Origin of the sequence: Pseudomonas agronomica (genome assembly GCF_025917275.1) — a bacterium.
GTDB classification, from domain to species: Bacteria; Pseudomonadota; Gammaproteobacteria; order Pseudomonadales; family Pseudomonadaceae; genus Aquipseudomonas; species Aquipseudomonas agronomica.
Genome location: NZ_JAOSHO010000052.1, coordinates 1 through 19330, shown reverse-complemented (window position 1 = coordinate 19330; position 19330 = coordinate 1). Strand labels below are relative to the sequence as shown.

Here is a 19330-nt window from a genome sequence, read left to right as displayed (position 1 = left end):
GCGCCCGCTGGCAGGCGCAGCGAGCCAGTGCACAGCAGTTCTGGCAACGCAGCAGCGCCCGGGATAAACGCATTCTGCGGATTGCCGCGCTGGTGTTGCCCGTGGTGGTGCTGTGGTACGGCCTGATCCAACCGCCACTGCAACGCATCGACCATTGGCAAGCCGAACTGCCGCGCCTGCGTTCCCAGGCGGCAGCGCTGGATGGGGTGCTGGCCGAGGTGCAGGGCGCCGGCATGGTGCCCGGCGCGATCACGCCACAGCTTGTGAAAGAGCGTTTGGATGGCATCGGCCTGGCCGGAGCCTACGACCTGGAGCACCGGGTCGAGGCCGACGCCACAACCTGGCGGCTGACCCTCGACAACGCGCCCGCCGATGCCTTGTTGAACTGGTTATTGGACGACGCACCGAGGCTCGGCCTGCAGGTGCGCGACGCTCATTTGCAACGGGCAACCTCGCAAAGCACTGAGACGGCCGCGCGGATTTCCGGGGTCGTTGGCATGGAACAGGCGCCCGGCGCTAAGGAATCCTCATGAAGCGGTTTGGTACGTATGCGTCAACAATTCCCTTGGCGCTGTTGCTCAGTGCCTGTAGCCAATTGGGCAGCGAGCAGGCGCAGCCCATTCCCGCTCAAAGTGAGCTGGGCCAGCCGCTGGCACAGACCGGCAGCGGTGATGCGCTGGTCGAGCGCCAGCGCGTGCAGGCACAGGCAGAGCAACGACGCCAGGTCACGCGCAAGGCATCGTCGCGCCCGCCCCTCCGTTCGCTCGATGCCGGCCCGACCGGCAACGGACTGGGCAACCAACCGGTGCAGCTGAATTTCGTCGAGGCCGATATTCCCGCCGTGGTGCGTGCGCTGTCACGCGCCACCGGTCGCCAGTTCCTGGTGGACCCACGTGTCAAAGGCCAACTGACCCTGGTGTCCGAAGGCGAAGTGCCGGCCCGCACGGCCTATGACATGCTGCTCGCGGCCCTGCGCATGCAGGGCTTTGCCGTGGTCGAAGTGGAAGGCGTCAGCCAGGTGGTCCCGGAAGCCGACGCCAAGTTGTTGGGCGGGCCGGTGGGGGACGCCGATCGCGCGGCGGGCAACGGCATGATCACCCGGACCTTTCGCTTGCAATACGAAAACGCAGTCAACCTGATTCCGGCACTGCGCCCCATCGTATCGGCCAACAACCCCATCAATGCCTATCCCGGCAATAACACGGTGGTGGTCACCGACTATGCGGAAAACCTCAATCGGGTGGCGCAGATCATCGCCAATATCGACATCCCCGGCGCCATCGACACGGATGTAGTCCCCGTGCAGAACGGCATTGCTGTCGACATTGCGACGATGGTGTCCGAGTTGCTCGACGTGCAGGGCGCCGATGCGACGCAAAAGGTGTCGGTGATCGGCGACCCTCGATCCAACAGCATCATCCTGCGCACCGGCAGCCCCGAACGCACCGAGCTGGCCAGGCAACTGATCTACAAGCTCGACAATGCCCAGAACAACCCGAGCAATCTCCACGTGGTGTACCTGCGCAACGCCCAGGCCAACAAGCTGGCGCAAGCCTTGCGCGGCTTGCTCACCGGTGAAGGGGAAATGGCCGGTGCGTCCACCGACAGCGCACGGAACCTGTTGAACGGCGGTGGCCTGGGTGGCCCGGCGGGCAGCAGTACGAGCGGCAACGGCAATAATTCGTCGAGTACTACCGGCAGCAGTTCGCAAACTAACAATGGGCAGAGTGCAGGCCTGCAGATGTCGAGCGGCCAGGGCAGCCATCAGGCAGGCGAAGGCGCAGTGGCGTTTTCCGCCAACGGCGTCACCGTGCAGGCCGATACCACCACCAACACCTTGTTGATTTCCGCGCCCGACCCGCTGTATCGCAACCTACGTGAAGTCATCGATCTGCTCGACCAGCGCCGCGCCCAGGTGGTGATCGAAAGCCTGATCGTCGAGGTCAGCGAAGACGATGCGAGTGCCTTCGGCATTCAATGGCAAGCTGGTGATCTGGCGGGCAACGGCTGGATCGGTGGCGCCAACCTGGGCGGCGCCGGCATCAATACCTCGGCCAAGAACAGCATTGATGCACTGCCCGGTGGCTTGAGCATCGGCAAGGTCTCGGGCACGGTGAATATTCCTGGCATCGGCCAGGTGCTCGATTTGAAGGTGCTGGCCCGCGCCCTGAAAAGCAAGGGCGGAACCAACGTGTTGTCCACGCCCAACCTGCTAACGCTGGACAACGAAGCGGCGAGCATTTTCGTAGGGCAGACCATCCCCTTCGTCACTGGCAACTACGTGACCAACGGTGGCGGCAACAGTAACAACCCGTTCCAGACCATCGAGCGCGAGGAAGTCGGGCTGCGCCTGAACGTGCGCCCGCAGATTTCCGAGGGGGGCACGGTCAAGCTGGACATCTACCAAGAAGTCAGCAGCGTGGACCCGCGCGCTTCCAGCGACGCCGGCACGGTGACCAACAAGCGCGCCATCGACACCAGCATCCTGCTCGACGACGGACAAATCATGGTGTTGGGTGGCTTGTTGCAAGATGGCTTTACCGAAAGCTCCGACGCGATTCCGGGTCTGGGCAGCATCCCGGGCATTGGCGCGCTGTTTCGCAGCGACAGCCGCTCGCGGACCAAGACCAACCTGATGGTCTTCCTGCGTCCCTACATCATTCGCGACAGTAACGTCGGCCGCAGCATTACCCTCAATCGCTACGATTTTATTCGTCGTGCCCAAGGCAATCTGCAGCCAGCGCACAAATGGCCGCTCACGGATATGCAGGCGCCGCAGTTGCCGCCGGCCGCCCAGGCGATGCCTTTCAATCCGCCGCCACGCCAGCCGATACCGCTCAATCAGCCACCCCGAGCGATGCGCGCCGTGCCGCTGGAACCGGACAAGCAGCCATGAGCCCCTCTCTGCAAACCGGTGCGGGCGCGTTGCCCTATGCATGGGCCAAGGCCCAGCGGCTCCTCCTCAAGGCAGGTGAGGAGGGCAACGTGTTGCTGGTCAGTGCTGCGACGCCGGGCTGGGCCATCAACGAGGTACGCCGGCGTTATGGTCCCACTGCGTTGCAACGGATACGCGACGAAGAGCTCGAAGCGCTGTTGACCAGCGCTTATGCCGACACCGGCAGCGCCGCGGCGATCGTCGGCGCGGCGGAAAACGAAGTCGACCTTGATCGCCTGATGCAGGACATCCCGGAAGTCACCGATTTGCTGGACAGCGAAGGTGGCGCCCCGGTCATCCGCATGATCAACGCATTGCTGACCCAGGCCGCGCGGGATGAGGCCAGCGATATTCATATCGAACCGTTCGAAAGCCATTCCGTGGTGCGTTATCGCGTCGATGGAGCCCTCCGGGACGTGGTCGCGCCGCGCAAGGCCCTGCACGCGGCATTGGTGTCGCGGATCAAGATCATGGCGCAATTGGACATCGCTGAAAAACGCTTGCCCCAGGACGGCCGCATCGCCCTGCGTGTTGCCGGACGGCCCATTGATGTGCGGGTGTCCACCGTGCCCACCGGCCACGGCGAGCGGGTGGTGATGCGCCTGCTGGACAAACAGGCCGGGCGCCTGCAATTGGAAACCCTGGGCATGGCGCCCGCGGTGCTGAGCCAACTGGATCAACTGATCCGCCAACCCCACGGCATCGTGCTGGTCACCGGCCCCACCGGCAGCGGCAAGACCACCACGCTGTATGCCGCCCTGGCCCGCCTGGATGCCAGCACCAGCAATATCCTGACGGTGGAAGACCCGGTGGAATACGACTTGCCGGGCATCAGCCAGATCCAGGTCAACACGCGGATCGACATGAGCTTCGGCCTGGCTTTGCGCGCGATCCTGCGCCAGGACCCGGACGTGATCATGATCGGTGAAATCCGCGATCAGGAGACCGCGCAGATCGCCGTCCAGGCGTCGCTGACCGGGCACCTGGTGCTGGCGACGTTGCATACCAACGACGCGGTGTCGGCGGTGACGCGGCTGACCGACATCGGTGTCGAGCCGTTCCTGTTGGCGTCGTCATTGCTCGGCGTCCTGGCGCAACGCCTGGTGCGTCGCCTGTGTCCGGCGTGCAAGCAACCTGACGAAGCCGCGCCGGGCCAATGGCGTCCCCATGGCTGCCCGCGCTGCAACCACACCGGCTACAGCGGGCGTACCGGCATCCACGAACTCTTCGTGGTGGACGATGAGGTGCGGCGGTTGATCCATCAGGGTGAAGGCGAGCAGGCGTTGCGCACCTGTGCGCGACAGGCCGGCATGTTGAGCATGCGCGAGGACGGCGAGCGATGGGTGAGCAGTGGCTCCACCGCCCGCGAAGAAATCCTGCGCGTGACCCGGGACGCCTGATGAACCGCTACCGTTTCGAGGCCGCCGATGCCTCGGGGAACATCGAGCAAGGCGTGCTTGAGGCCGATAGCCAGCGCAGTGCGATGGGCGAACTGCGCGGCCGTGGGCTGACGCCGTTGCGCATCGACGAGCAGTTGCACGTCGGCAGCGCCGGTGCCTCGGGCCTGTTCAGCGCAAAATTGTCGGACAGCGACCTGGCCTGGGCTACCCGCCAATTGGCGAGCCTGTTGGGCGCCAGTCTGCCGCTGGAAGCGGCCCTGTCGGCCACCGTCGACCAGGCCGAGAAACGCCACATCGCCGAAACCCTCGGCGCGGTGCGCGGCGATGTGCGCAACGGCATGCGCCTGGCCGATGCGTTGGCCGCGCGACCACGGGATTTTCCCGAGATCTACCGGGCGATGATTGCCGCTGGCGAGGAGTCTGGCGATCTCGCCCAGGTGATGGAGCGCCTGGCCGACTACATCGAAGAGCGCAACAACCTGCGGGGCAAGATCCTCACGGCCTTCATCTACCCAGCGGTGGTGGGCGTGGTGTCGATTGTCATCGTCATCTTCCTGCTGGGTTTCGTGGTGCCACAGGTGGTCAGCGCTTTTTCCCAGGCGCGCCAGGACTTGCCCACCCTGACCCGGGTGATGTTGCAGGCCAGCGACTTCCTGCGCGCCTGGGGTTGGGCCTGCTTTGCCGGGCTTGCCGGATGCTGGTGGGGATGGCGGCGCTATTTGCGTAACGCCGACGCACGCCTGGCCTGGCATAGCCGGGTGCTGCGGCTGCCGCTGATCGGCCGCTTCGTGCTGGGGGTCAATACCGCGCGTTTCGCCTCGACCCTGGCGATTCTTGGCAGCGCTGGCGTGCCGCTGTTGCGCGCCCTGGATGCGGCCGGGCAGACCCTGGCCAATGATCGCCTGGCCCATTGCGTGGCCGACGCCACCTTGCGGGTGCGCGAAGGCGTGGGCCTCGCCAGTGCACTGCGGGGCGGCAAGGTGTTCCCGCCCATCCTGATTCACCTGATCGCCAGCGGTGAAAAAACCGGGGCCTTGCCGCCCATGCTCGAGCGCGCCGCGCAAACCTTGTCGCGCGACATCGAGCGCCGGGCCATGGGCATGACGGCACTCCTGGAGCCGCTGATGATCGTGATCATGGGCGGGGTGGTGCTGACCATCGTCATGGCCGTGTTGCTACCGATCATCGAGATCAATCAGCTGGTGCAATGACATCTGCGCGATCCCACTCCTGAGCGCCACTCGGGTTCATCCGTTCGACATCTACGCTGCGCCAGGCTACGGCGCACGGGGGAGGGCATGCGACGGCCTCACGCTCGCGCTGCGAAAACTGAGCAAAATGTCAGGAAGGTGTCGGTAACTCCCGAGAATATTCAGGAAAAACAAGGTCGAGCACCCGAGATTTTTTCCTTTCTCTGTCACTGGAAATTGAGAGTTTCTACGCCGTGGCCACCCCTTCGAACGAGCGCCGGAAGTCCGCTCGGGGCAGCGGTCGCAATGAGAAGCACAAGCGAACTACCAACGTCCAGACACGATGAAAGGAGATTCTTCATGTTCAAGCGCAACGTTCTCGCCGTTTCCATGGCCGTCGCCGGCCTTTGCTCCGCCCAGGCCATGGCTGCTGTCGTCGGTGGCGGTGCCACCCTGCCGCAAAACCTGTACGGCGTGCCACCGACTGGCGGCGTCGCAGCGCCGGTCGGCATCCTCAACGGCCCAGCGCCACAACCCGCCTTCGCCAACTATGTGGGCGTGGGCAGCGGCGGCGGCAAGACTGCTTTCTTGACCAACAACTCGGACGTGCTGGTCTGGAACCTCGACGGCAACTCGGCAACGGCCCTGGAAAAGGTCTACGTTCCGGCCGTGACCGTTGACTACGCTGGCAGTGATTCGATTCTGTCCGCCACTGAACTGAGCACCTATCGCGCTGCTCACCAGTCGCCAGCCGTGCCGACGGGCAACGCTGCCAACTGGGGTCCTATCGTCCAGATTCCCGCTGAAGCCACTTCGGTCACCGTTCCGTACAAGCTGACATTGGCCAACGGTACCGCGGTCAACAACCTGAACCTGACCAGCGCCCAGCTGTGCGACATTTTCTCGGGCACCGTCACCACCTGGAACCAGGTCAACAGCACCTACCCGACCACCCCGATCAAGGTCTACTACCGTGCTGGCAGCAGCGGCACCAGCGAGATCTTCACCCGCCACCTGAACAGCCAGTGCCCGACCAAGTTCACCACCAACAGCACCTTCACCACGGCCGTCGGCACCGTTCCTGCGAACGCCACTGCCGTAACTGGCAGTGCCGCGATGGCCAGCACCGTGTTGTCCACCGAAGGCGCCATCGGCTACGTCGGGCCGGAAGACGTCAATGCCAGCAGCAACGCCGTGGTTGCCCGCGTCAACGGCAACCTGCCGACCATCGGCAACGTGACGACCGCGCTGAGCACCATCGCTCCGCCAGCCGCCGCTGATCGTGGCCTGCCGGAAAACTGGGCCAAGGTCCTGCCTGCCCCGACGACGGGCTACAGCATCGTGGGCTACACCTTCCTGGTCTTCAACCAGTGCTACAAGGACAGCACCGACACCTCGGCTGTTCGCAGCTTCATCAACCGTCACTACACCCTGACCGACCTGGCCAACAACGACGACGAAATCATCGCCGCCAAGTTGATCCCAATCACCGACACCTGGAAAACCGCTATCCGCGACACCTTCTACACCGCCACCAGCTCGCTGTCAGTGGGTAACACCACCGCTTGCAACGGCATTGGTCGTCCGCTTTAAGCCCTGACCAAGGGTCCGTTTCATGAACCGGCAACAGCTTCGCGCTGTTGCCGGTTTTTCATTTCAGGCAACCGCCCGGCAGATGAACATTGCGTGACAAAAGTTCGGTCGCGACGGCTTCAACCTGCCTTGGAATTAGTCATTTGTGCGCCTCGTCCAGAGGTCGCTATCGAATTCGCCCTGCGTAAAAAGGATCCGTAGTGATGCGTTGCCGCCCCCAGAAAGCCACTCGCCGTAATGCTGATTCCGCCGCTGTGCTGTGCCTCAAACCCTTGGCCCAGGCCATTGCCTTGCTGTTGCTGGCCAACCCCGCCTACGCAGCGACCAGTTTCAGTTCGGCCTGGTTCGCGGCCAAGGGCGCGGCTCCGGCGGCAGGCCCGGCCAGCCCCAGCGCGCCTCGCCCTGGAACGCCTCCACCGCTGGCGCAGCAGCAACGGGTGCAGCAGCAGTTGGGCCGTTCGCTGGCGAACATGAACAGCACGGTAGCGGCGATCGCGGCCAGTCAGGCTGCGCAGGCGGCCGGGCGAGCGGCCAGTTTTGGCGTGCCGCAAACCATTCATAACGGTTTGGGCGGCAATGGTTTGAACGCGGTCATCGGGCCGGATGGCAAGCCGCTGTTCCTCAACGCCAACGGTCCGGTGCAGACAGATGCCAACGGCAAGGTCGTGGTGACGATCAAGCAGACCGCCGACAAGGCCATTCTCAACTGGGACACGTTCAACATCGGTCGTGACACCACCCTGTCGTTTCAACAGGACGCCAGTTGGGCCGCGCTGAACAAGGTCAACAACAGCACCGCGCCGAGCCAGATCCAGGGCCAGATCAAGGCCGACGGCACGGTGATGATCCTCAACAGCAACGGCGTGGTGTTCAGCGGCAGCAGCCAGGTCAACGTGCGTAACCTGGTGGCGGCCGCTACGGATTTCAGCGACGAACAGTTCAAGACCGGTGGCCTCTACAACGCCAACGCGGCGAGCTTTACCAACGCCCAAGGCGAGATCCGGGTGGAGAAGGGCGCGCAGATTTCCACGACCGCCCCGAGCAAATCGACCGCCGGCGGTGGCTATGTCTTGTTGCTGGGTAAAAACGTCGACAACGCCGGCACCCTCAGTACCCCGCGTGGACAAACCGTGCTGGCGGCCGGCGACAGCTTCACCATCAAGAAGGGCTTCGCCAGCGACGGCAACTCGACGTCGACCACGCGCGGCAATGAAGTCATCGCCCACCAGGATGGCGGCACGGGCGCCGGCCGGGTGAGCAACACAGGATTGTTGATGGCGGCCAGCGGTGATGTGACGCTGACCGGCAACCAGGTGCGGCAGAGCGGCGTGGCCGTGGCCAGCACTTCGGCGGATACCCGAGGCACGCTGCACCTCACGGCGCGAGGCAGCGATGCCAACGTGACCCTGGGCGAGGGCAGTACCACGGCGATTCTGGTGGACGCGAGCGCGACGGCCCTGGACAGCCAACGCGACAGTGCCTTGAAACCGATCGTCAGCCAGGACGGAAAGGTCATTCCGGCGGACACCTTCCGGCGCGACCTGTCCCTGGTGCAGATCGACAGCGCTGGCAGCGTCGACTTCCAGAAGGGATCGATCACCCTCGCCACGGGCGGTCAGGTGGCAGTGAATGCCGGCACCCGCAGCCTGGTGCGCGACGGTGCGGTGATCGACGTCTCCGGCGCCACCGGCGTCAAGGTGGCGATGGAAGCCAACAGCATCAAGGTCAACATCCAGGGCAACGAGCAGCGCGATGCCGCCGGCAACCGGGATGAAGGTACGTTGAACAACAACGACGTGTGGGTGGATGCGCGTGAGCTGGTGTTCGTACCCGCCGGCACCAACGGCTACGCCACTGATCGCTGGTACACCGCCGGTGGTCTGCTGGAAGTCAGCGGCTACCTCGGTACCCAGGGCCACAGCGCTGGCGAATGGATGGCCCAGGGCGGCACCGTGAGTTTTACCGGTAATGATGTGGTGACCCAGGCCGGGTCGCAGATCAATCTGTCCGGCGGCACGCTGGATGTGCAGAGCGGCACCGTCAAGCAGACCTGGCTCAAGGGCGCCGATGGCCGCTTGTATGAACTCAACAGTGCGCCTGGGGACATGCTCTACACCGGGATCTACAAGGGATACGAAGACCACACCCAGCGCTGGGGGCAAACGAAGTATTACTACAATCCCTTGATTGCACCACGTTCGCGCCAGGAGGCCGGCTACACGGTCGGCCGCGACGCCGGCACCCTGGTGATCGGGACTAAAAACGCGGTGCTCGAAGGCACGCTCGCCAGCGATACCTTCCAGGGTGACCGCCAGACCCGCGCCGCCCAGGCCGGCCTGGATGGCTACCAGCAGTCGCAGAAAGCCGTGGCCCGTGGCGGGCAGTTGGTGGTCGGCTCGTACGTGCCGTTCTACGTGAAGGAAAGCGGCACCCTCGAATATGCCCTTGGCGCCACGGCCAATACCCTGAAAAACGTGACGATCGGCGAAGGCGCCGCGGGCGTCGCCAATGGCATCGGTCTGGACGGCGATTTGCCGACCGATCGCCAGGGCACCTTGTACTTGGACAGTCATCAACTCAGCGGCTTCAAGCTGGGTGCCGTCAAAGTCGCTGCCGGCGAAGGCATCACGGTCAACGGTGCGTTGCAGGTCGCTCCGGCCGGTTCCATCAGCCTGTTTGGCCCGAAAGTGGCCGTGAATGCCAACCTCACCGCCCACGGTGGCGTCATTCAGGTAGGCCGGGATTTCGTCCAGGTCGACGGCTCGATGCCGGTGGCCGGCGCGTCCTCGGTCACGGTGGCTGACGGGGTACGCCTGGATGCCAGCGGACTCTGGAGCAACCTGCAACTGGACCCGGGCGATATCAGCGCCTTGCCTTACCAGAACGGCGGCAGCATCGCCCTGAAAACCGGCGGCGCAATTGTGCTGGGCGCCGGCAGCGTGCTGGACGTTTCTTCCGGAGCGGCACTGCTCAACTCAGGCAAGTTCCAGGGCGGCAAGGGCGGCGATGTCACCCTGAGCACTCTCACGGGCGAATTGAGCCTGGGCGGCGAATTGCGCGGCCAGGGTGTAAAGGGCGGCGGCACCTTGCAATTGCAGGCCGGTAAAGTCCTGATCAGCGACACCGCGACCTCCGCGGCGGCCGGTACCTTGCTGCTCGATGGCGACTTCTTCAAGAAAGGCTTTTCCGCCTACGACATCATCGGCAACGACGGCCTGGTGGTCGCCGAGGGCACCCGGGTCGATGTCACCCTGCCGGTTTATCGCCAAGGCGCTGGCGCGCCTGGGGTCGCCACCGGTGGCGCACCGGGCAGCGCGCTGGAAACCTGGACGCCACCGCTGTACCTCGAAGACGCCAGCAAGGGCGTGCTGACCCAACGCCAGGGTGCCAGCCTGTCCTTGCAAGCCGGCAGCCAGCAAACCGGCGCGGCGAATGTCGCCAAGGCTGACCTGCTGGTGGGCAAGTCGGCGGTATTGAATGTCGACCCCGGACAAGCGATCCGCCTGAGAGGTATCGGCCAGATCACCGTGGACGGCACCTTGAATGCCTGGGGCGGCTCGATCACGGTCGGTTCCGCGCCTGGGCCGCAAGCGGCGGTCATTCCGCCGAGCGATAACTTCAAGTCGATCTGGATCGGTGAGCACGCGGTACTTGACGTAGCGGCGCGTGCCGCCACCGCGACGGGGGGGCGGGGCACCCAATACGGCTTCCTGCGCAACGGTGGGAGCATCGTCATCGGTGGTGAAATCGACCATGCGACCGGCGACGGCGGCGGTGTCGGCAAGTTCATCGTGGTGCGCGAAGGCGCGTTGCTCGACGCTTCGGGGGCCAGCGCCGTCCTTGATGACGGTGGGCAAAGCCGAGTGGTTGCCAGCCATGGCGGCAGCATCAGTCTTGGCTCGACCAGCGGCCTCTACCTGGACGGTCAGTTCAAGGCCGCTGCGGGTGGCGCCGGCGCGGCGGGCGGCAGCCTGTCGGTAGGGCTGGGTGCTACTGTTTACTTGAACAGTTCGGATTTGCCGGATGACCAGCGCAAGACTCGCGAATTGATTATCGAGCAACGCCATACCCCGACGGGCCTGGCCGCCGGGAGCGCTCCAGAGCAGGGTGCCGCCTTGCTGGAGCACGGCTATGCGAGGCTTTCGGTGGACCAGGTGGAGCGCGGCGGCTTTGATAGCTTGTCCCTCCTGAGTACGGGCCTGTTGACCTTCGACGGCAATGTCAGCCTGACCATGGCCAATGCGCTTCAGCTCTACGCAGGTGCCTACGGCATGGCAGAGACGGCGGCCGCGGACTCGCTGGTCAACCTGCGCGGTAGCTTTGTGCGCCTGGCCGGTGCCGTGGATAAAACCGCTGCTGGCGCTGACAACAGCAGCACCGGCATAGGGCTGACACCTTCGGCGCGACCTGCGGCAGGGAAGTTGTCATTGACCGCGACCGGGCTTCTCGAGGTTCGCGACGCGGTGAGGATCGGCGGCAGCGGAACGCTGGCGATGTCCCAGGGTGAAGTTCAACAGGTTGACCGCCGCGGCTTTGCCGACCTGCAGCTCAACAGCCAGGGTGACATTCGGATGGCCAGCAGCCAGGCCGATCATAAAATGCTGATCCGTACCCCGGGTGTCCTGGGGCTCACCGCTGCGCAGATTTATCCCGGCACCGGCGTGCAAGGGACGCTGACCGCCAAGCGAATCGACATAGGTCGAAATGGCTCGGCGATTCCCGCGGTGCCCTATTCCGCGTTTGGCGAGCTGCGACTTGAAGCGGATGTCATCAATCAAGGTGGCATTCTGCGGGCGCCGCTGGGCAACCTGATCATCGGCCAGACGGCCCTGGAAACGGCGTCGCGCCCGGGCAGTGACGTGAACCTGCTAGCCGGCAGCCTGACATCCGTCAGTGGCGCGGGGCTGGTCATGCCGTATGGCGGAACAGCGGATGGCAAGTCGTATGTGTTCGATGGCGTAACGCTCGACAAGAGCCTGTTGCAACCGGCTGTGAATGGCGTGCCGGGCAAGGTCGATCTGGTGGGTGAGACCATCGACGTCGCGGCGGGCGCAGTGGTGGATGTCTCCGGTGGCGGTAACCTGACGGGGGCCGGTTTTATCTCGGGGCGTGGTGGTTCCACCGATGCGCGCTTCAACCCGTTGGTGCAATTCGGTCCTGACGGCTTCCTGTTGCCGGCACTGGGCAGTAATCCGGTCTATGCCATCGTTCCTGGCGTGCAGACCGGTTATGCGCCCTCGGGCGGCGAAGCCGGTGCCGTCGCGCCTATGGTGGGGCAGCAGATTACCCTCGGCGCCGGTGTGCCCGGCTTGCCGGCCGGAACCTATACGTTGCTGCCCTCGACGTACGCGCTGCTGCCCGGTGCATTCCGCGTCGAGGTCAACGGCCTGGCCGGGCAGGGCGGGATCGTGCCGACCCAGGCGATGCGCAACGGTTCCTGGGCAACCGCAGGCATCCTGGGCATCGCCGGCACGGGTGTACGCGACAGCCTGGCGAGCCAGGTGATCGTCACGGCGGCCGATACGCTGCGCCGATACTCGCAATACAACGAGACCAGTTTCAGTCAGTTTGCCCTGGCTGATGCGGCGCGCCTGGGGGTACCCGCGGTGTTGCTGCCCCGGGACGCGAAGGCGTTCAACGTTATCTTCGACAGCAACCAGAGTGGGCAGCCGAGCTTCAGTTTTGCTGGAAAACTGCTCAGCAAAGCCGCTGAGGAGGGTCGCGGCAGCACCACCACGCTGACGTTGGTCAAGGCCGGGAACCTGGAAATCATCAAGGCCGGGCAGGCGGCCAATGCTGGATTGGACGGCGTGACCCTGACCGACGATGCGGTCAATGCCATCGGCGCCAGCAGCCTGTACATCGGCGGCTATGCCCTTGCCCGCTATGGCCAGGGTGGCAACTTCCTTGATTTCGGCAGCGGTACTGGCACTGTCACCCAAACCCGAAATATCACCTTGCGCAGCGGTGCGACCTTGCGGGCGCCGGAGGTGTTCCTGGTGACATCCGGTCCGAATGGCGGGATCACCGTGGAGCAAGGGGCTTCGATCAATACCCTGGGCATGGGCGCCGTGGCCCGTGACTCGCGTGATGGCTATCTCTACAACCCCGGCCGCAACAGCGTGCTCGCCGTCTCCAATGGCTACGTGAACATGCTGGCGCCTGCGGCGCCCAACCCGATGACGCCGGACAGCGCACCTGGCAGTATCCGCATCGGCGTATGCGATGGCGTTTGCAGCGGTACAACCCGTTTGTACTCCGAAGGCACCATCGCTTCGGCCACGGACAATCGCTTCGAGTTGACCGATGCCGTGCGTTTCGGCACCCGCAACCTGACGCTGGCGGTCGGCGGGATTAACGTTGGCAACGCCGATACGCTGGCGGACCTGGCGTCACGCAACCTGTTGCCCAGTGGCCTGACACTTAACCAACAGGTGCTCGACCGTCTGTTGCTCGGCGACACCAGTGTCGGCGCGCCGGCGCTTGAAACCCTGGTGCTGGGTGCTCGCGATTCACTGAATTTCTATGGCAACGCCAGCCTCGATACCTTTGACGCGGTGACCGGCAAATCAAGGCTCAAGGAATTGGTGCTGACCACGCCCGCGATCTACGGCAAGGGCGAAGCGGGTGAAACCGCACGCATCCGCACCCGCGGCCTGATCTGGAACGGCGCGCAGAACGAGGCCGGCAGTATCGTGAACGGCAGCGCCGGCACGGGCGCGGGCAACCTGCAAATCGACGCCGAACGCATCGGTTTCGGCTACGCCCCGACCACCGAGCCCAAGGTGGCCAAGGCCTATGACCGTCTGGCCCTGGGATTCGCCAACGTCAATCTCAATGCCAGCGAGCGCATCACCGCCAACCATAAGGGCGGCTTGTCGGTGTACCAGAGCCAGGGCGAATACATCACCGGCAAAGGTTTCCAGTACAGCGGTGGCAACCTGAATATCCTGACGCCGTTGCTGACTGGCGAAGCCGGGTCGGTCAACCGGATCACCGCGGGCGGCAATATCCGCGTCAGCGCTCCGGCGGGCAGCCGCGTGCCCGTGGCCAGCGCCGATAGCCTCGGCGCCGAGCTGGCGTTGAACGGCCAGAACGTGCGGGTCGACGGCAACGTGGTGTTGCCCAGCGGCAAGCTGACCCTGAGCGCCGAGGACGAGTTGACCCTGAGCGCCGCCGCGCGCCTCGACCTGGCCGGGCGCAAGATCACGTTCAACGATGTCAGCAAGTACAGTTGGGGCGGTGACCTGATTCTCGAAAGCCGCAACGGCAATATCCGCCAGGCTGTCGGCTCGGTGATCGACCTCTCCGCCGTGAACAACCAGGCCGGCACGCTCAAGGCCACCGCGTTGGCGGCGGCTGCCGGCAAGGTCGACCTGGCGGGCACTGTTCTCGGCAGCAGCAGCGGCTACTACGATGCGGGTGGCACTGCTGTGCCCTACAAGGCCGGCAGCGTGGACATCCGCGCCCAACGCCTGGGTGACGCAAGCCTGAGCGAGGATTTCGCCGCCCTCAATCAACGGTTGAACCAGGGCCTGGTATTCGGCGGGCGCAGCTTCCAGCTAAAGCAGGGCGACCTGGTGATCGGCGATGGCCTGAAGGCCGGCGTGGTCAGCGTGTCGGTGGACGGCGGCAAGCTCACGGTCAATGGCACCGTGGACGCCAGCGGCGAGCGGGTGGGTTCCATCCGCCTGGCCGGCAAACAAGGCTTGACCCTCGGCGGCAACGCCGTGCTCGACGCCCATGGCAGCGTGCTGCGGGTCGACAGCTACGGCCAGATCATCGATTCGCCGAACCGCGCCATGGTTGAGCTCAGTTCCGGAGATGGCCTGCTGACCTTGGCCGACGGCGCTCGGATCGATTTGCGCCACGGTACCGCCGCCAAGACCGGCCACGACGGCAAGGCCCGTGGCACCCTGGAACTGAACGCGCCTCGACTGGGCGGGGCGACTGCCGGCGATATCGCCATCGACGCCAGCGGCAACCTGAATATCCAGGGCGCCAAGCTGATAGCGCTCAATGGTGTGCAGCGTTACGACAATGCCCACTACGGCACCGATCCGGCGGCCAGTGGTCGGCCGTATCAATTCATCGATCAGGACTACCTCAACGGTATCCATGACGACAACCGGGACTTCATTGACAATGCCTTGAACAACAATGCCTTGCGCTACGGCAAGCTGGCCGGCCTCAACAATGCGACGTACCGCAACGCGTTCCACCTGCGCCCCGGCGTCGAAATCGTCAGTGCCACTGCCGACGGTGACCTGGTGGTGCAGGGCGACCTGGACCTGTCCGGCTATCGCTACGCCAGCCTAAATCCGCTGACACCCCAAACGTCCGTATACGGTTCCGGCGAAGTCGGCAGCCTGGTACTGCGCGCCGGGGGCGACCTGAGCGTGTATGGCAGCATCAATGACGGTTTCGCACCGCCGCCGGCAACGCCGGACGACGATGGCTGGGTGCTGACGCCGGGCAAGCAGCTGTTCAACGGCGACGTAATCGTGCCGCGAGCGGGTATTGAATTGCAGGAAGGCACCACGTTCCTGTCCGGCGTGACCCTCAACTACGACTTGCCTTTGCAGACGGTCACCCTGGCTGCGGGTACTCGCTTGCCGGTGCCTGGCGAAGTGGCCGAAGCCGTAAACCTGCCGGCCGGCACGGTACTGGCGGCGAATATCCGCAACGCCGATGGCACGTTGGCCCATGCCGCCGGCACCCGGCTGAGTGCCGATCTCACCCTGGCCCCAGGGATGATCCTCGATGCCGGCTCGGTGCTGGCGGGTGACATGGCATTGACCGGGCTGGTGTGGCCCAAGGGCGTGGCGTTGCCCAGCCGTCCGTTGAACATGGTCGATATGGCCAACCCGAATGTCATGGTGCAAGCGGGCCCGCTGCAGCTCGCATTGGGCGCGCTGATTCCGGCGGGCACCGACGTGAAGCTCGCCGACGGCGTGGAGAAAATCAACTTGCGTGGCGGGGACGGCAAGGGCCGTAACTGGGCGATTGCGCCGATGCTTGCCGAAGGCTCACAGTCGTGGTCGGTGCGTGCCGTGGCGGGCGCCGACCTGCAGGCGGCCGACCCACGTCTGGCGGACCCCTATGCGCAAAATGGCAAGCTGACGGTGGCGGACACCCATTATGCAATGCAGGGTACCCGCGTTCAGACCGGGGGAGGAGCACCGGTTCCAGGCTCGACGAGCGATCCAGTGGTGACGACTACGGATTTTTCGATGATGTTTTTTGGCGATCTCAGCTATACAGGTTTGCCAGCGGCAGCGATTGCGTTCCAATTCGGCATGACTCTGGAGGATCTCTGTGCCATCGGGCCGATGTGTACTAACAGCCCTCTGTTCATCACCGCTAACGGTGCCGGCGCCCTGGGCAATCCGGCTTATGAAGGACGTTCGGCGAGCGAACTGGCGGCTGAGTTGGGTCAGACCGTGGACATGCTTTGCGCGTCCTCCGATGCCTGCCTGGCGAAGTTGTCCGAGGCGGAGTACCAATACGCCTACAAACCCGAGGCCAGCAGCTTCAGCGTGCTGCGCACCGGTACCGGCGACCTGGACCTGATCAGCGCTGGCGACCTGAACCTGCAATCGCTGTTCGGCATCTACACGGCGGGTACTTCGACCCTGACCCAGGCGCAATCGGCAGCCTACAACCCGGCACGAGGGGTCTGGAAAGATTCCAAGACCGACCAACTGACGGACCGGGTGCTGCCGTGGGGGGCCGGTGATTATGAATCCTTGGTAGACGGCGGCCCGAGCAGCCTCTATCGCGCCTGGTATCCCGACCAGGGCGGCAACCTTTCATTGACCGTCGGTGCAGACTTGACCGGCGACGTCATCAGCCGGACCGGGCAGAATGCGAGCTCCAGCGTCGGCAACTGGCTGTGGCGCCAGGGCGGTGGCGTCGACGGCACCACCCCCACGGCCTGGTGGATCAACTTCGGCACCTTCGTGGCGGAGGACCAGAACATGGCGCTGGTCGGCTTCACGGGCCTGGGTACCTTGGGCGGCGGCAACCTGGCCGTGGACGTGGCGGGCGATGCCGGCATGCTGATGCCCCGTGGTGATACCGGCGAGCAGTTCGCTACGCGCAGCCAAGGCTTGGTGCTGGCGGTGGGTTCGACCGGGCGCATGGTCGATGGAAAATTGCAGATGACCGGCGGCGGTGACCTGAACCTGCGCGTCGGTGGGGGGCTCAACCCATCGTTGAATGCACGAGCATTGGAGGGCTCCGCCGGGCCGGTCATCCAGCGTCACGCATTGAACGGCAGCCTGATCAACCTGCGCGGTACGGTCAGGGCCCATGCCGGTTCTTTTGGCGGTATCGAATTGGTCAGTGGTCCCCATGCGCTGTGGCAGGACACGCGGGAAACCCGAGCCTACGATCCATTCCAATCCACCACGGCCAGTGCCACCGGAGGCATGATCGTGGTGCCGGGGGACGCCACCGTAACCCTGGACGCCCGCGGTGATCTGGTACTGGGCGCCGCCGCCGATGCCGGGCGCCTGCTCTCGCAAGGCTCGCAACTCGTAGACCTGGGGGGCGCTGGAAAGGGAGCGGGATCCTCGTGGTTCAGCCTGTGGACCGATCACACCGCCATCGATCTGCTGGCGGCGGGTGGCAACCTGACGCCGTCCACCCAAGTCGGCGAGGTTGCGATAGGCAGTTCCGCTCCCGCGTCCGGCGACTCGGCACCCACCGACGGTCGTTTCGTCTATCCGTCCATCCTGCGAGCCACTGCCGCCAACGGAAGCCTTTACTACGGGCCGTCCGGGACCTGGACGGGAGGTTCGGTGTTGCCGATCGTTCCGTATTCGCTGGTACTGGCCCCGGGTGCGCAGGCTCAGTTGGAGTTCCTGGCCGCCGATTCGATCTACGCGGGAGGCTACGCCATCTCTCCGACCAATGCCCCTCAGGCGAACCTGGCGACGGTGGCGCATCCGGGCTTCAGCTACATGGACAGTCTCGGTCTGCACACCGGCACGAATGGCACGGGATCGCTGTTCGCTTTCGGCGGCTCCGGCACCGAAGGCAGCTATCGTGGCGCCGACCAGCCGACACGCTTCTACGCAGTGAATGGCGATATCGTGGGGCTGCGCACGGGGGAGATCCTGTCCTTTTCCGTTCAACCCTATGAGGGTGATATCTGGTACGAAGCCGCTCGGCCGGCCTGGATCATGGCGGGTCGCGACATCGTCAACAGCGGACAGCTCAGCAACAATGCCGTGCCCCAGCTTCCTGGCGATGCGAGAAGCACCGGCAACCTGTTCGTCCACGATGACCCCACCGACATCTCCGTTGTCTCCGCCGGCCGCGACATTCTCTACAGCACCTTCAATGTCGCCGGCCCCGGTACGCTGGAGATCAGCGCCGGGCGCAACATCCTGATGGAAGACCAGGCCGCCGTGACCAGCCTCGGTCCGGTGAAAGCCGGTGACAATCGCCCCGGCGCAAGCATTGTGATGCAGGCCGGCGTGGGCGCTGCGGGCCCGGATTACCTGGGCTTCGTGCGGCAATACCTGGACCCGGCCAACCTGGCGGACGCCGGTGCCGGCCTGGCCCAACAACCGGGCAAGGTGGCGAAGACTTATGAGGTCGAGCTGGCGGCGTGGCTGGCATTGCGGTATGGCTTCGACGGCGATAGCGAGCAGGCACAGGCCTATTTCGCCGCGTTGCCGTCCGAACAACAACGGGTGTTTGCCCGCCAGGTGTACTTCGCTGAACTGCGTGCCGGTGGCCGCGAGTACAACGATGCCAGCAGTCCGCGTTCCGGCAGCTACCTGCGCGGTCGCAACGCCATCGCCGCGCTGTTTCCCACCCATGACGTGGCCGGCAACGCCTTGGCTTACCAGGGCGACATCACGATGTTCGGCGGCGCCGGGGTGCACACCAACTTCGGCGGCGATATCCAGATGTTGACGCCCGGCGGGCAGCAGGTGTTCGGTATCGAAGGCGAGGCCCCGCCGTCCAGTGCCGGGGTCATCACCCAAGGCACCGGTGACATCCAGTTGTTCAGCAACGGCAGCGTGTTGCTGGGACAAAGCCGGATCATGACCACCTTCGGCGGCGACATTCTCGCCTGGTCGGCGACCGGGGATATCAACGCCGGTCGCGGCTCGAAAACCACCTTGGTGTACACGCCGCCCAAGCGCGTCTACGACGACTGGGGCAACGTCACGCTGTCGCCGTCGGTGCCGAGC

The 19330-nt window shown here is 64.7% G+C and carries 6 protein-coding genes; all 6 read left to right on the top strand.

Annotated features, from left to right (window positions below; all coding sequences use genetic code 11):
• Positions 1-71 precede the first annotated feature (71 nt).
• Complete coding sequence (gene gspM / locus OC610_RS06770) at positions 72-533, top strand: type II secretion system protein GspM (RefSeq protein WP_408636553.1); 462 nt, start codon at positions 72-74, stop codon at positions 531-533.
• The gene (gene gspD / locus OC610_RS06765; protein ID WP_264427123.1) at positions 530-2896 is read left to right on the top strand and encodes a type II secretion system secretin GspD; all 2367 of its coding nucleotides are present in this window, start codon (positions 530-532) and stop codon (positions 2894-2896) included. Before gspM ends, gspD begins: the two co-directional genes overlap by 4 nt.
• Complete coding sequence (gene gspE / locus OC610_RS06760; RefSeq protein ID WP_198796771.1) at positions 2893-4335, top strand: type II secretion system ATPase GspE; 1443 nt, start codon at positions 2893-2895, stop codon at positions 4333-4335. Before gspD ends, gspE begins: the two co-directional genes overlap by 4 nt.
• Positions 4335-5546, top strand: coding sequence for a type II secretion system inner membrane protein GspF (gspF, locus tag OC610_RS06755; RefSeq protein ID WP_264427122.1), 1212 nt, complete (start codon positions 4335-4337; stop codon positions 5544-5546). The genes gspE and gspF overlap by 1 nt, the downstream gene beginning before the upstream one ends.
• Before the next feature lie 339 nt (positions 5547-5885).
• Positions 5886-7118 (top strand): substrate-binding domain-containing protein, encoded by a 1233-nt coding sequence (locus tag OC610_RS06750; RefSeq protein ID WP_264427121.1) that lies wholly within the window; start codon positions 5886-5888, stop codon positions 7116-7118.
• A 203-nt stretch (positions 7119-7321) separates the two neighbouring features.
• Positions 7322-19330, top strand: a 12009-nt coding sequence (locus tag OC610_RS06745; RefSeq protein ID WP_264427120.1) for a two-partner secretion domain-containing protein, incomplete at its 3' end; no start/stop codon positions are given.